We start from the raw sequence: 12601 nt of genomic DNA, 5'->3' as shown, positions 1-12601 counted from the left end.
TAGGTTCAACGGCTCTTTTGATTACGAGGCCGGCCGCGATGGACACGTCCGCACGAGGTGCGGACAGCCGCCACGAGCTTATGTTCTGTCGGCCCAACTAGGTCAGGATGGCTGTCTCAGTACTCGATTCACACTTGACGTCGACCGAGCGGGTCCAACCCGGCCAAGCGAACAATTACGAGAACGCACACGGTGGAACGGTAGTCCGACTGATGGACGAACTCGCCGCAGTCTCCGCGATGCGAGTCGCGGGCGAGACGTGTGTCACCGCTCGCATCAGCAGCGTCGAGTTCGAGAACCCCATCCCCGTCGGTCACGTCGCGACGTACTCGGCGTACGTCTTCGATACGGGAGACACCAGTCTCCAAGTCAGAGTGACCGTCGAGAGCGGTGACCCGCGTACTACCGATACCCAGCGTACCACGTCGGCGTGCTTCGTCATGGTCGCCGTCAACGAGGACGGTGACCCGGTCTCTGTCCCAAATATCGCCCCCGAAACGGACCGGGGGCGGCGACTCTTGGAAGACGCCCCCTGCTGAACGACGACGCCGAGATACGACGTTGTACGCGACTCGTCCGGTTCGCGCCGCCGAACGCTTTGCTCGACACTCACGAGTCGTTCGTGCCGAGCGGCAGTGGGTTCGGGCGGATTCGAACCACGCGAAACTCACTCACGGCGTTCGCTCGTTTCTCTCGTTCGAGTCCACGGACCGCATTTACCGCTCACGGGGTGTTCGCGGCAAAAATGGGTTCGGGCGGATTCGAACCACGAGGACATCGCTTCGCTCGTCCTCTGGGCCGCGAATCGCCCTCACGGCTCGATTTGTTCCTCACGTCCGCTCGTCACAAAATCGAGTGGGTTCGGGCGGATTCGAACCACCGACCTCGGCCTTGTAAAGGCCGCGTCATAACCGACTAGACCACGAACCCGTACTCGGGAGATACTGACCGGGATGAATAACGCTTACTCTCTGGTCCGACAGTCTTACCCACCTCTCGGTGGACAGTCGGGTATGGTACAGAGACCAGCGGCCGCCCTCGCGGGGGTCCTGTTCCTCGTCTTCGCCGCCGCGGTCGCCGTCCAGAGCGGTGCGTTCGTCGGTCTCTTCGGCCCGCCGTCCGTCTCCGACGGGTACGGGAACGCGACGGTCACCGTCGCCGACGAGAACGGGACGGAGTTGGCTACCGTCGACGTTCGCATCGCCGACACGAGGGCGAAACGTATCGTCGGCCTCAGCGAGACGGCGTCGCTCGAACCGGGACAGGGGATGCTGTTCGTCCACGACAGGGCGGGGCAGTACGCCTACGTGATGCGGAACATGTCGTTCCCGCTCGACATCGTGTTCGCGGCCCCGAACGGGACGATTACCACGGTCCACCACGCCGCCGTCGAACCGGACGCCAGCGGTGGGGAGTTGACCCGCTACGAAGGACAGGGCAAGTACGTCTTGGAGGTCCCGCGGGGCTACACCAACGCAACCGGTATCGCCGTCGGGGACGAACTGCGGCTTCCCGAGGACGTGGCCTGACCCCGGTGCGACGGCCTTTTGCGGTTTCAGGCCCTGCTGTAGGTAATGGATATCGGTGCCGCCGACACGGACGACGACCCGTTCGAGGAGGCGCGCGAGCGGACCGACAACCCGATGCGGCGACTGTTCGGCGAGTACGGCCGGGAGAACGCAGGCGCGTTCGGTGTCGGCTTGGTCGCCAGCATCGCCGCCCGCCTGCTCGATTTGTTGCCGCCGGTCCTCCTCGGCCTCGCTATCGACGCTATCATCCGCGGAGACAAGGCGTTTAGCCTGCTCGGCGTCCCGCAGGCGTGGCTCCCGACGACGCAGACGGAGCAGTTGCTGGTGACCATCGGCGTCATCGCCGTCGCCTTCTTCCTCGGTGCCGGGTTCCACTGGGTCCGCAACTGGGGCTGGAACGCCTTCGCCCAGCGCATCCAACACGACATCCGGACCGACACCTACGACAGGATGCAGCGGCTGAACATGGACTTCTTCGCCGACAAGCAGACCGGCGAGATGATGTCCATCCTCAGCAACGACGTGAACAGACTGGAGAACTTCCTCAACGACGGGATGAACTCCGCGTTCCGGCTCGCGGTCATGGTGCTGGGCATCGCGGGCATCCTCTTCTGGATAAACTGGCAACTCGCCTTGGTCGCGCTGGTGCCGGTGCCGCTCATCGCCTACTTCACCTACCGGTTCATCCGGACGATTCAGCCGAAGTACGCCGACGTGCGCTCCTCCGTCGGGAAGGTCAACTCGCGGTTGGAGAACAACCTCGGCGGGATTCAGGTCATCAAGAGCGCGAACACCGAATCCTACGAGTCCGACCGCGTCGAGGACGTGTCCCGCGACTACTTCGACGCGAACTGGGGTGCCATCAAGACCCGCATCGTCTTCTTCCCGGGCCTGCGGGTCATCTCCGGCGTCGGCTTCGTCCTGACGTTCGCCATCGGCGGGTTCTGGGTGCTGTCGGTCGAGACGACCGGACAGGCTCCGTGGTTCTTCACGCTCCCGCTCTCGACGGGGGAGTTCGTCACGTTCATCCTCCTGACCCAGCGGTTCATCTGGCCGATGGCACAGTTCGGCCAAATCATCAACATGTACCAGCGCGCCCGGGCCTCCGCCGAGCGCATCTTCGGCCTGATGGACACGCCCGCCCGCATCGTCGAGGACCCCGACGCCGAGGAGTTGGCCGTCGAGGACGGCCGGGTCGAGTACGACGACGTCTCCTTCGGGTACGACGACGACCCGATTCTCGAAGACGTGTCGTTCAGCGTCGACGGCGGCGACACGTTCGCGCTCGTCGGACCGACCGGCGCGGGCAAGTCCACCGTCCTGAAACTGCTCCTCCGGATGTACGACGTGGACGACGGGGAAATCCGGGTCGACGAGACGGACGTGCGCGACGCGACGATTCGGAGCCTCCGCCAGCGCGTCGGCTACGTCAGTCAAGAGACGTTCCTGTTCTACGGTACCGTCGCCGAGAACATCACCTACGGCACCTTCGACGCCACCCGCGAGGAGGTCATCGAGGCCGCCAAACGCGCCGAGGCCCACGAGTTCATCACGAACCTCCCCGACGGCTACGACACGGAGGTCGGGGAACGCGGCGTCAAACTCTCCGGCGGCCAGCGGCAACGCATCGCCATCGCCCGTGCCATCCTCAAAGACCCCGCTATCCTCGTGTTGGACGAGGCGACCAGCGACGTCGACACCGAGACAGAGATGCTCATCCAGCGGTCGCTGGACCGCCTCGCCGAGGACCGCACCACCTTCGCCATCGCCCACCGGCTCTCGACGGTCAAGGACGCCGACGGCATCGCCGTCCTCGAAGATGGCCGCGTGGTCGAGCAGGGTACCCACGAGGAACTGCTCGCCGAGGGCGGCCTCTACGCGAACCTCTGGGCGGTGCAGGCGGGCGAAATCGACGAGTTGCCCGAGGAGTTCGTCGAACGGGCGTCCCAGCGGCGGGCCAAGACCGAGAGCGACGACTGATTTCTTGGGTCCCCGGTGTGAACGCCCGGTATGCACCTCGCCGAGGCCACGTGGACCGACGCCGACGCCGCCGACACGGCCCTCGCCGTCCTGCCGGTCGGGTCGACCGAACAGCACGGCCCGCACGCACCGCTCGGAACCGACGCTCTCACCGCCGAGGCCGTCGCCGCGGCCGGTGCCGAGCAGTTCGAGGACGCACACGAAACGGAGGTGGTCGTCGCGCCCGCAATCCCCGTCGGCGTCGCCGAGGAACACCGCCAGTTCACCGGGACGCTCTGGGTCAGCGAGGACACCTTCCGGGACTACGTGCGCGAGACCGTCGAGAGCCTCGCCAGTCACGGGTTCGACCGCGTGGTGGTCGTCAACGGCCACGGCGGCAACGTCGACGCGCTCCGGGAACTGTGCGGGCGCGTCACCCGCGACACCGACGCCTACGCCGTCCCGTTCACGTGGTTCGACGCGGTGGACGCCGAGGACGTGGAGATGGGCCACGGCGGTCCCGTCGAGACGAGCATCCTCCGGCATCTCCACCCCGAACTGGTCCGTGAGGACAGCCTCGACGCGGCGGCCGAGAACGGGGCCGACCGCTGGGGCGACTGGGAGGGTGGGGTGAACCTCGCGTACGACACGGCCGAGTTCAGCGAGAACGGAGCGGTGGGGGACCCCCGGGAGGGGAGCGAACGCGTTGGCGAGCGACTGTTCGACGAGGCGTGTGCGGCACTGGCGGCGTTACTGGCGCGGGTCGCGGACAGGGACGTGACGGTCCCGGACCACCGTTAGTCGGCCGCTTCGGCCTCGTCGGCCTCGTCCGCGTCGGCCTCCGCGTCGGCGTCGGCACTCGCTTCGTGGGCATCGTCGAGCGCGCCGCGGAGTTCCGGAACCGTACTCGCGAGGTCGCTGACCTGCTCGTGGGCGTCCTCGATGTCCTCGAAGACGGCCTCGATGGCCTCGATTTGCTCGGCGAGGTCGGCGGCGTCCTCGAAGGCGTCGGCGCGTTCGCCCATCGTGTACCACTTCTTGGCGTCCCGGAGGTGGTCCTCGGCGTCCTCCGGGTCGAGTGCCGACCGGAGACCGTTGAGGACACCGAGCGTGTTGTCGGCGTCGACGTCCCAGATGGTGTCCGACTCGGGGAGGGCCGCGCGGGCCTTCGACAGCGAGTCCTCCACGTCCTCGCGCATCTCGCTTGCGGCCTCACCGAACAGTTCGTCGTCGTCGAGTGTCGCCTGACTCATGCCTGACCGTTCGGCCGCCGAACATATAAACGCCATCCGGGCACGGTGAAAGTGAAACCACAGGAGAACGAACGGCTCACTGGACGGAACAGGCGGCGACGGTTAGCTTCGGACCGCCGCCCGGGCGTCGGGAATCACGTCGAACGTCTCGTTCGTGTCCCCGAGGATGAGCAGTGTGTAGTACCGCAGGAACGTCCGGAGCGGGACTTGGACGAACGCGGCGAGGGTCAACACGAGGAGAAGGTACGCGACGACGAGGACGGCGACGACGACGAGAACCGGCGTCGTGAACGACGCGCCGGCGGCGAACACGACGATGGCACCGACGATGGCGAACGGAATGGCGAGGACCACTGCACCGATGCCGACGGCGACGCCCGCGAGGAGGCCGATGGCGATGGTGAGGACGAGAGCCAGCAGGACGTAGGCACCGTACTGTTTCAGGTTCCCCCGGAGCGTCGGCCAGAACCGACGCCACCCGCCCAGCACCGACCGCTCCTCGAGGAGCATGACGGGGACGACGAACGCCGTCGTGAACCCGTTGACGAGACCGGTCAGCGCGAAGACGACGAACGCGGCCGGGAGCAAGACGACGAGCAACGTCAGTACGTCGGTCGCTCCCCACGTCGGTATCGGCCCGGTGACGAGCGTCGTGGCGGCGAGTGCCCCGACGCCGGCGACGAGCAGGAACCCGACCAGCGTGACGGCGAGGCGGAAACCGAACAGGCGCAGGCCGCGCCGCCAGTGTTTGCCCGTATACCGGCGGAGGCGGACCCGCTCCGAACGGAGCGATTCGACGAAGACGAACTCGAAGACGGCACCGAGGAACCCCAAGAGCAGTCCGACGAGAACCACGGCGGCGACGACGGCGGCCGCGATGACGAGGACATCGTCGGGGACGGCCGCGAGTGCCTCGCCGGGTGAGGACGGTGCCTCACCGTCGACACTCTCCGGTGGCGGCGTGCTACCGCCACCGCCACCCGGGAAACTGACACCGAAGCCGCCGACGAAGAACGTGACGACGGCGAGTCTGAGCCACCGACCGGCGTCGAACGGGAGGAGGAAGCGTTTGGTCGCCTCTACAGCGTCGGAGAGGTTGTCGACTGCGTGGAGGGCCATCGGCTGTCGGTTCGACGGGGGAGCATAAAAAGATTGAACGCGTCAGTTCCGCACGTCCGTGACTTGCATCAGCGGGTAGCCGTCCTGCATGGCCATCTCCGCGACGACTTCGACGCCCTCGTAGGCGACGACGATTTTCACGTCGAGGAAACGACCGGTCAGTTCGGTGTAGTCGGCGGGGCCGTCCGCGAGTGCGGCGGCGAGTTCCTCGGTCAGCACCTCGACGGTCACCTCGCGGCAGTGTGGCTGGTTCTCGATGGCGTCGGCCATCGCCGCCGCGAGCGAGTCGGCACTCGCGGGGCTGACCGGCGTCCCGGCGAACTGGTGGTACAGCGAACCGAACTTGATGCCCGCCTCGAAGCAGGCGGCCTGCGCGTCGGTCGGGTCCATACACGACCCAACGGCGGCGGCGACAAGTCCCTTCCCCTCGACGGGGTCGGGCGGGAGCCGACCGCCGCGTCGGTGATACAGGTCGCGGTATCACGACTCACGGAATCCACTTACGTCGTGGTCGCCTCCCGGCCGTATGGACTACGACACGAGTCTCGACCGTGCCTACGAGGAGTTGCCCGAGCGCACGGCAAGCCAGCAGCGACTCCAGATTCCCGACGCCGCCGCCCAAGCCGACGGTGCGTTCACGCGGCTGACGAATCTCAAGGCCATCGCCGACGCCCTCTCGCGGGAACCGGAACACGTTCACCGGTTCATCCAGCGCGAGTTCGGGACCAACGGCCAGTTCGAGGACGGCCGAAGCCGATACAACGGGTCGTTCGACGCCGACGACTTCGAGGCCGTCCTCGACGCTTACGCCAAAGAGTACGTCATCTGTTCGGAGTGTGGCCTGCCGGACACGAAACTCACCACCGAGGACCGCACACAGATGCTCCGCTGTGAGGCCTGCGGTGCCTTCCGCCCCGTCGAGAAGGGGTCGACCAGCAACACTACCCAGACGACCGAGGAGACACTCGAAGAGGGCGAAACCTACGAGGTCAAGATTACCGGCACCGGCCGCAAGGGCGACGGCGTGGCCGAGAAGGGGAAGTACCGCATCTTCGTCACCGGCGCGAGCGAGGGCGACATCTTGGACGTGTACATCGACAACATCAGCGGGACGCTCGCGTTCGCCCGGCCAGTGCAGTAGTGTCGGGACAGTAACGGGAACTGATACGAACCGTACCTTACTTACTGACGCCCCGGTTCAGATAGAGGCGAATGGAGGACCCGGTGTTACTCACGGGTGCGGGCGGGAGCGTCGGTGAGGCTATCCTACAGGGACTCGGCGACGAGTACGACTGGCGGCTCATGTTCCACAGCCCCCCAGCGACGGAACCGGACCACGAGTACCTCGTCGGCGACGTCGTCGACGAGGAGACTGTCCGGGAGGCAGTCGCGGGCGTCGGTGCCATCATCCACCTCGCGGGCGACCCACGCCCCTCCGCGCCGTGGGCGAGCGTCCTCTCGAACAACATCGACGGCACCCAGAAGATGTACGAGGCGGCCGTCGACACGGGCGTCGAACGGTTCGTCTACGCCTCCTCGAACCACGCCGTCGGTGCCTACGAAACCGACGAGCGCACCCCCGAGATGTACCGCACGGGCGACGACTACCGCCTCGACGGCACGGAGTTCCCCCGCCCCGGCAACCTCTACGGCGTCTCGAAGGCCACCGGCGAGGTGCTGGGCCGCTACTACCACGACGAACACGACATCAGCGTCTGTAACATCCGCATCGGGAACCTCACCGAAGGTCACCCGCCCATCGACTACGAGCGCGGACAGGCGATGTGGCTCTCCTACCGCGACTGCGCCCACATCCACGAGTGCGCGCTGGAAGCCGACTACGACTTCGAAATCGTCTACGGCATCTCCGACAACGACCGCAAGTACTACTCCATCGAGCGCGCCAAAGACGCGCTGGGCTACGAGCCGAAAGACAACTCCGCCGAGTGGGACGGCGACGAGCGAATCGACTAGTCGAACAGGCCGTCCACGTCCGCGTCGCGTCGCGCCCGCCGGTCGACGTGTTCGCCGAGACGCTGGAGCACGATACCCCGGTGCTCGGCGTCACGGGCGAAGTCCAAGACGAACGTCACGAAGTCGCTCGTCTCCTCGCCGGCGTCGAGGTCGGCACGCGCGTACTCGATTGCCTGTTCGAGAACCGCCTCGTCGTACGGCCCAGCCTCCGCGTACACCGCGGCGGCGACGGCCGCCGCCGGGAAGTCGAGCGTCGAGAGTGTCGGTGGCTCACCCCCGTGGGTCAGGGTCGGCGGATGGCGTCGCTCGACGAGTTCGGGGTCGGCCGCGAGGGCGGTGAGGAACTCCCGGACGGGCGCGAGGGCGACGCCGCGGTGGGTCGGACCGAGGCCGTCGAGGTACTCGCGCGCGCTGTCGGCGAGGCCGGTCGCACCCCCCCACTGGCGTTCGTGGGCGTGGTGGACCGCCGCGGTGAACTGGATGAGGCCGTGGAGAAACCGCTCGTCGTCGGTCCCCTCTGGGAGGTCCAGCCAGTGGTCCTCCCACGCGTCGTGGGCCTCGTGGTAGTCGCCCGCGTTGTAGACGGCGAGGCCCGCCCGGAGGGACGACTCCATACCCCGATTCCGACCGCCACGCGCAAATCGGTTGCGCTGTCGACTGCTGGCGCGCCGGCGGGCCAGCCTCCCATCGGAGGCGAAAGAGAATAGACAGGGGGGTGAGAACACCCGGTAGAGTCAACCGTCGGGTGCCGTGGGTGGTGGCGGCCGACGGTCATCGAACAATGTTTCGGAGCCTGCTCGAACTCCCGTCGCTCGGTACCGACGCCCCCGACGACTTCCCGATGATACGGGGCACAGAGGCGCGTGGGGCGTTCCCGGAGGACCCCGCGGAGTTGATTATCTACCTCCACGGGTGGCTGGACTTGGTGACCGGCGCGGCACCGGACCAGGCCAACGCCGTCCGCGGTGCGGTGGCGGCGGCCGACTACGACGCCGACGTGGTTGGGTTTTCCTACCCGTCGAACATCCCACTGTGGCAGTCGAGCAAGCGACTCGCCGCCCGAAAGGGAGGGGAACTCGCCGAGTGGCTCTGTGACTACCGCCCGGACCACCCCGACACGACGGTCCGTCTCGTGAGCCACTCGCTGGGGGCACGGCCCGCGCTGGCCTGTCTCGACGAACTCACCGCGCGCGGGGAGTCCGTGCGCTCGCTCTCGATGCTCGGGGCCGGCGTCGGCTGTGACGCCGTGGCCGAGGACGGTCGGTACTACGAGGCCGTCCGCGACGGTGCCCGAACGGTCCACAACTACCACATGACGTGGGAGTTCACGCTCGGCCTGCTCTACCGCCCCGCCGAACTCGGCGACCGAGCGTTGGGCGTCCGGGGCGTCTGTGGCACACCACCGGACAACTACACCGAACACGACGTGAGCGACGAGGTGTCGAACCACTTCACGTACCTCCGTGAGGACGGCGGCTGTCTCGGCCGCGTGGTCGACGATTTCCGGGACGGCGACGGACGGTGAACTCGTCGTGACGGGCCACACGGCGTCTGACCGCCACGGTTCCCGAGCCACCGGCCCCGTCCGGCTCCTCACCCGGAGTCAGGGGCGGCCGCGCCGAGGTCGTCGGGCACGCCGTCGGTGAACGGGTCCGCTATCTACGACTCCTCGTACGTGTGAGTGAACACGAACAAACGTACTCAGCGACTCGCAGTCTCGCTGTCTCTTGATGTGCGGACGGCCACATACGTTTACGTCGGTACCTTCTAAAGATACTTCCGGCCATAAGACGTATCAGCTCTCGTGTCACAGTATCGCCGCGCTGCAGTTCCCGTCATTTCAATCATTCTCATGGCTGCGGTCGTAGTTATTCTCGCAGCAACGGTGTCTGTGCTCGTGTTCGACATCGGAGATTCGATACGGGACCCCGGTCCGAACGTCGCCGAATCGTCGGGAGAGTTTGTGGCTGGAGCGGATGACGAGGACCAAGTTGTGCGTATTACTCACGTCGCGGGTGACACGGTCGATGTCGAGTCGATAGAAATCGTCTTGCGGGTACCCGAGCGAGGTGAACAGGTTCGGCTAGTGGACCTCCCTGGAGACGGATTCTTTACCTATACTTTAGATGATAGTAACATCCAAGGAAGTACTGACCTTGCAGATGACACCGATGTCATAGACCAGGGACCGTTTGCCAGTAACGTTAACACTGGGCCGATTTACGAGGACGCCGACGACCAGCAGTGGAGTGCAGGGGAGACGATTGCGGTTGAGCTGAGCTCAAGTTCGGGCTGGGATTTTCGAACTTCGGAGTATACTGAACTTGATGTGTACGTAGTCCACACGGAATCAGAAAAAGTATTGATACGGGAGCGTCTCTCCGCGTAACCGAAAGCAACGATAGGTAGGGGAATGAGTTGTTCGCTGGCGTTCGGTCACCGCTTCTCGCGGATGTGTCGAGAGCAGCCTGACACGGCACTCGTACGTGTCGGAGTGCGAGTGCCGCGTACGAGTGCTGCCGCGGGGTAGCCGTCGGCCGGTGCCTGTGCCATCGGCGCGAACGGTTCGCTCCGCTCACAGTCGTTGCGCCGATGGGAACGTCCTGACGGAGTCCCACGCGAGTGAAACGAGCGTGGGGCAAGTCAGGACGTGAGTGACGAGGCGGATGCTGAGCGAAGCGAAGCATCCGCGAGGAATGAACGTCCTGACGGAGATTTGAACTCCGGTCCCTGGCTCCGCAAGCCAAGAGGATAGTCCACTACCCTATCAGGACTCACTCACTGCTACCGCGGTTGCGTGTAAAGGGGTTACGATTCGGCCGCCACCCTGCCCTCGGGTGAGTCAAACGGCCCTTTTTGCCTACACAAGGGCCTTTTCCCCGGCCAGTCACAGGACGAGTATGAACCGACGGACGTTCGTGGAAGCCGTCGCTGGGACGGCAACGCTCGGCGTGTTGGCTGGCTGTACGGGTGACGGGAACGGCGGGACGGACGGCAATGGGAGCAGTCCGGGCGAGGAGACGACCACCGCACCACGGGAGACGGACACGCTCTCGGAACCGGTCGACGGCGGGACGACGGAGTCGCCGGGGAGTCCGCCACCGGCCGGGGAGCAGAGCGGGCGGATGAACGGTGTCGACTACCTGTTTCAGGTCACGGACGTATCCTGTAGCGACGCCGGGAACGACGCCGACGTGGCGTTCGACGAGGAGGCGAGCGAGGTGGTCGTGACGGGGAACATCGACGCGAGCGACCTCTGTCGGACGGCCGGCCTCGCGTCGGTCACGGACGGCGAGGACGGCCGGTCGTCGGTGGTCGTCGAGACGCGCCGCCGGGAGAATGTCGACGCCTGCGGGCAGTGTATCGCCGAAATCGAGTACGACCTCCGGTTGACCTACGACGCCGTCCCGAGCGAAATCAGCGTCACACACGACGGCCACAGCGGGCGCGTCGGGGTAACGACGGCCGCGTACGGGTCCGCGAGCGCGACGCCGCCGAAGTGAGAGGGGTATCAGTCGTCGACCAGCGACCCTGCAACGTCGCGGAGCGTGGCGTTTGCCACCGTCCCGGACACCGAGAACTGCCGCCCGTCGTCGTTGAAATGCAGGAACCGCCGGTCGCGGAACGTCGATATGGCCGCCTGCCGTCCGTCGATGGTCACCTGCCGCCCGGAGAGGTTCCCGGGTTCGGAGAACACCGAGACACGAATCGACTCGCGGTCGTCGGCCGTCGTGTAGGTCACCGAGAGGTGACGACCGTCGTCGCGGCGGTAGTACCCGCTGTCGAATTCGAACGCCTCGGGGACGGTCGGGTCGGGGACCGACCGGTCGAGCGTCGCCACCATCTCCCGCCGGGAGTCGAAGGAGTTGCTGCGCACGACGGAGACGTTCTCGGGGAGGCTACTGACGTCGAACTCGAAGGTACCGTCGGACAGGTCGGCGTCGAAGGTCACGTTCCGGGCGATCGACGTGAACTCGTAGCGGTCGCCGCGGTGGAAAGTGACCGAGTGTCGCTTGAGTGGATAGAGGTACTCCGTGTCGAGCCACAGGGTCGCCTCGGCGAGCGAGGCGTTGTCGGTCGCCGGTCGCAGTTCGACGACGTACGTCGACCGTCCGGCGACGGACTCGGTGCCGCGGTACTGGACGGTCACGCGGTTCTCGCGCCACTCGACGGACTCGTTTGCCGCTCCGGTCGACGACTGCGAATCCGCGGGAACGGTCGGGAGTTGTGAGATGCCCGGCGTCGGCCGGCGGATGGTCCCGTTGTCGTCGTCGCGGAGTTCGCCGAACAGCCGTCGGATGTCCGCGACCCGACTGCCGTTCGGCTCCGAGACGGGTGACCGAGTGACCGTGTCGCTCCGGGTGGCGTAGATGTACCTGACCGACCCGTTCGAGACGATGCGGGACCCGACGCCGAGCGAGTGGTTCGTCGCCGAGTCCGACCCGGTGGCACGGACGACGTTTCTGAAGTCGCCGGTTCCCGGCCGCATCGAGAGCCGCTGGACCGACCAACTGGTGTTCCCCGCGCGTTCGCTGGTGGCGTTTATCGTCAACTGGACGGTGTCGAGTCGTTCGTACTGCTCGGCGGCCGCCGTGGCGTTCGGAAGCGTCGCCGTCGAGTCGGCCGACTGCGCGAAGAAGCTACAGCCAGCGAGGAGTGCGACGACGACGAGAGCGAGGAGCACGAGCGGGCGTCGGTCGTCGCTGTCGAGCAGTCGGCGCATAGGTGTCGTCTGTCCCCTGAGGTACGACTCGGGCGGGAGTAACC

General features: G+C 66.2%; 14 protein-coding genes and 2 tRNA genes. 9 read left to right on the top strand and 7 right to left on the bottom strand.

Translation table 11 applies throughout. From position 1 onward, the window contains the following. Positions 1–107: 107 nt before the first annotated feature. Positions 108–539: an acyl-CoA thioesterase gene (locus tag MUG95_RS09835; protein WP_247006140.1), complete on the top strand. Its 432-nt coding sequence runs from the start codon at positions 108–110 to the stop codon at positions 537–539. Between the two features lie 317 nt (positions 540–856). On the opposite strand, the gene MUG95_RS09830 is transcribed toward MUG95_RS09835, so the two are convergent. Continuing rightward, positions 857–930: transfer RNA gene (locus MUG95_RS09830), tRNA-Val, on the bottom strand. Between the two features lie 83 nt (positions 931–1013). Between MUG95_RS09830 and MUG95_RS09825 the strand changes: the two genes are divergently transcribed. Genes MUG95_RS09825 through MUG95_RS09815 form a run of 3 tightly spaced genes read left to right on the top strand, consistent with a single transcriptional unit; the run spans position 1014 to position 4289 of the window. Further along, complete coding sequence (locus MUG95_RS09825) at positions 1014–1529, top strand: DUF192 domain-containing protein (protein ID WP_247006138.1); 516 nt, start codon at positions 1014–1016, stop codon at positions 1527–1529. A 45-nt stretch (positions 1530–1574) separates the two neighbouring features. Then, entirely contained in the window at positions 1575–3509 is a 1935-nt protein-coding gene (locus MUG95_RS09820) for an ABC transporter ATP-binding protein (RefSeq protein ID WP_247006136.1), read from the top strand. 30 nt (positions 3510–3539) lie between these two features. Then, the gene (locus tag MUG95_RS09815; RefSeq protein ID WP_247006128.1) at positions 3540–4289 is read left to right on the top strand and encodes a creatininase family protein; all 750 of its coding nucleotides are present in this window, start codon (positions 3540–3542) and stop codon (positions 4287–4289) included. Here MUG95_RS09815 and MUG95_RS09810 read toward each other — a convergent pair. The 3 genes from MUG95_RS09810 to MUG95_RS09800 all read right to left on the bottom strand — a co-directional run bounded on the left by MUG95_RS09810 (position 4286) and on the right by MUG95_RS09800 (position 6250). After that, on the bottom strand, positions 4286–4741 hold the full coding sequence (locus tag MUG95_RS09810) for a DUF5790 family protein (RefSeq protein ID WP_247006126.1): 456 nt from the start codon (positions 4739–4741) through the stop codon (positions 4286–4288). The genes MUG95_RS09815 and MUG95_RS09810 overlap by 4 nt on opposite strands. A gap of 102 nt (positions 4742–4843) precedes the next feature. Continuing rightward, a complete protein-coding gene (locus tag MUG95_RS09805) occupies positions 4844–5860 on the bottom strand; it encodes a DUF7544 domain-containing protein (RefSeq protein ID WP_247006124.1) in 1017 nt (338 codons plus the stop codon). A gap of 42 nt (positions 5861–5902) precedes the next feature. Beyond that, positions 5903–6250 (bottom strand): dihydroneopterin aldolase family protein, encoded by a 348-nt coding sequence (locus MUG95_RS09800; protein WP_247006122.1) that lies wholly within the window; start codon positions 6248–6250, stop codon positions 5903–5905. A gap of 136 nt (positions 6251–6386) precedes the next feature. Between MUG95_RS09800 and MUG95_RS09795 the strand changes: the two genes are divergently transcribed. Next, positions 6387–7001: a translation initiation factor IF-2 subunit beta gene (locus tag MUG95_RS09795; RefSeq protein WP_247006120.1), complete on the top strand. Its 615-nt coding sequence runs from the start codon at positions 6387–6389 to the stop codon at positions 6999–7001. Between the two features lie 71 nt (positions 7002–7072). Further along, positions 7073–7834: an NAD-dependent glucose-6-phosphate dehydrogenase Azf gene (gene azf, locus MUG95_RS09790; protein ID WP_247006118.1), complete on the top strand. Its 762-nt coding sequence runs from the start codon at positions 7073–7075 to the stop codon at positions 7832–7834. Here the strand turns inward: azf and MUG95_RS09785 are convergent. Then, complete coding sequence (locus tag MUG95_RS09785; protein ID WP_247006116.1) at positions 7831–8448, bottom strand: DUF309 domain-containing protein; 618 nt, start codon at positions 8446–8448, stop codon at positions 7831–7833. The genes azf and MUG95_RS09785 overlap by 4 nt on opposite strands. A gap of 167 nt (positions 8449–8615) precedes the next feature. Between MUG95_RS09785 and MUG95_RS09780 the strand changes: the two genes are divergently transcribed. Continuing rightward, the gene (locus MUG95_RS09780) at positions 8616–9359 is read left to right on the top strand and encodes a DUF726 domain-containing protein (RefSeq protein ID WP_247006115.1); all 744 of its coding nucleotides are present in this window, start codon (positions 8616–8618) and stop codon (positions 9357–9359) included. A gap of 279 nt (positions 9360–9638) precedes the next feature. Further along, positions 9639–10223, top strand: a complete 585-nt coding sequence (locus tag MUG95_RS09775) for a type IV pilin domain-containing protein (protein WP_247006113.1) — start codon at positions 9639–9641, stop codon at positions 10221–10223. 312 nt (positions 10224–10535) lie between these two features. Here the strand turns inward: MUG95_RS09775 and MUG95_RS09770 are convergent. Then, positions 10536–10608, bottom strand: a tRNA-Arg gene (locus MUG95_RS09770). Positions 10609–10734: 126 nt separating this feature from the next. On the opposite strand from MUG95_RS09770, the gene MUG95_RS09765 reads away from it, so the two are divergent. Further along, a complete protein-coding gene (locus tag MUG95_RS09765) occupies positions 10735–11337 on the top strand; it encodes a hypothetical protein (protein WP_247006110.1) in 603 nt (200 codons plus the stop codon). Positions 11338–11345: 8 nt separating this feature from the next. Here MUG95_RS09765 and MUG95_RS09760 read toward each other — a convergent pair whose 3' ends face one another. After that, positions 11346–12557 carry a hypothetical protein gene (locus MUG95_RS09760; RefSeq protein ID WP_247006108.1) on the bottom strand — a complete coding sequence of 404 codons (1212 nt, stop codon included), beginning with the start codon at positions 12555–12557 and terminating at the stop codon, positions 11346–11348. Positions 12558–12601 lie beyond the last annotated feature (44 nt).

Origin of the sequence: Halorientalis litorea (assembly GCF_023028225.1) — an archaeon.
In the GTDB taxonomy this organism is placed as follows: Archaea; Halobacteriota; Halobacteria; order Halobacteriales; family Haloarculaceae; genus Halorientalis; species Halorientalis litorea.
The sequence above is the reverse complement of the archived record's forward strand: the minus strand, read 5'-3'. Positions and strand labels throughout refer to the sequence as shown.

Bases quoted from the DNA above. Each gene is read 5' to 3' on its own strand.
- MUG95_RS09835 (WP_247006140.1), top strand. From the start codon at position 108: ATGGCTGTCTCAGTACTCGATTCACACTTGACGTCGACCGAGCGGGTC.
- MUG95_RS09825 (WP_247006138.1), top strand. From the start codon at position 1,014: ATGGTACAGAGACCAGCGGCCGCCCTCGCGGGGGTCCTGTTCCTCGTC.
- MUG95_RS09820 (WP_247006136.1), top strand. From the start codon at position 1,575: ATGGATATCGGTGCCGCCGACACGGACGACGACCCGTTCGAGGAGGCG.
- MUG95_RS09815 (WP_247006128.1), top strand. From the start codon at position 3,540: ATGCACCTCGCCGAGGCCACGTGGACCGACGCCGACGCCGCCGACACG.
- MUG95_RS09810 (WP_247006126.1), bottom strand. From the start codon at position 4,741: ATGAGTCAGGCGACACTCGACGACGACGAACTGTTCGGTGAGGCCGCA.
- MUG95_RS09805 (WP_247006124.1), bottom strand. From the start codon at position 5,860: ATGGCCCTCCACGCAGTCGACAACCTCTCCGACGCTGTAGAGGCGACC.
- MUG95_RS09800 (WP_247006122.1), bottom strand. From the start codon at position 6,250: ATGGACCCGACCGACGCGCAGGCCGCCTGCTTCGAGGCGGGCATCAAG.
- MUG95_RS09795 (WP_247006120.1), top strand. From the start codon at position 6,387: ATGGACTACGACACGAGTCTCGACCGTGCCTACGAGGAGTTGCCCGAG.
- azf (WP_247006118.1), top strand. From the start codon at position 7,073: ATGGAGGACCCGGTGTTACTCACGGGTGCGGGCGGGAGCGTCGGTGAG.
- MUG95_RS09785 (WP_247006116.1), bottom strand. From the start codon at position 8,448: ATGGAGTCGTCCCTCCGGGCGGGCCTCGCCGTCTACAACGCGGGCGAC.
- MUG95_RS09780 (WP_247006115.1), top strand. From the start codon at position 8,616: ATGTTTCGGAGCCTGCTCGAACTCCCGTCGCTCGGTACCGACGCCCCC.
- MUG95_RS09765 (WP_247006110.1), top strand. From the start codon at position 10,735: ATGAACCGACGGACGTTCGTGGAAGCCGTCGCTGGGACGGCAACGCTC.
- MUG95_RS09760 (WP_247006108.1), bottom strand. From the start codon at position 12,557: ATGCGCCGACTGCTCGACAGCGACGACCGACGCCCGCTCGTGCTCCTC.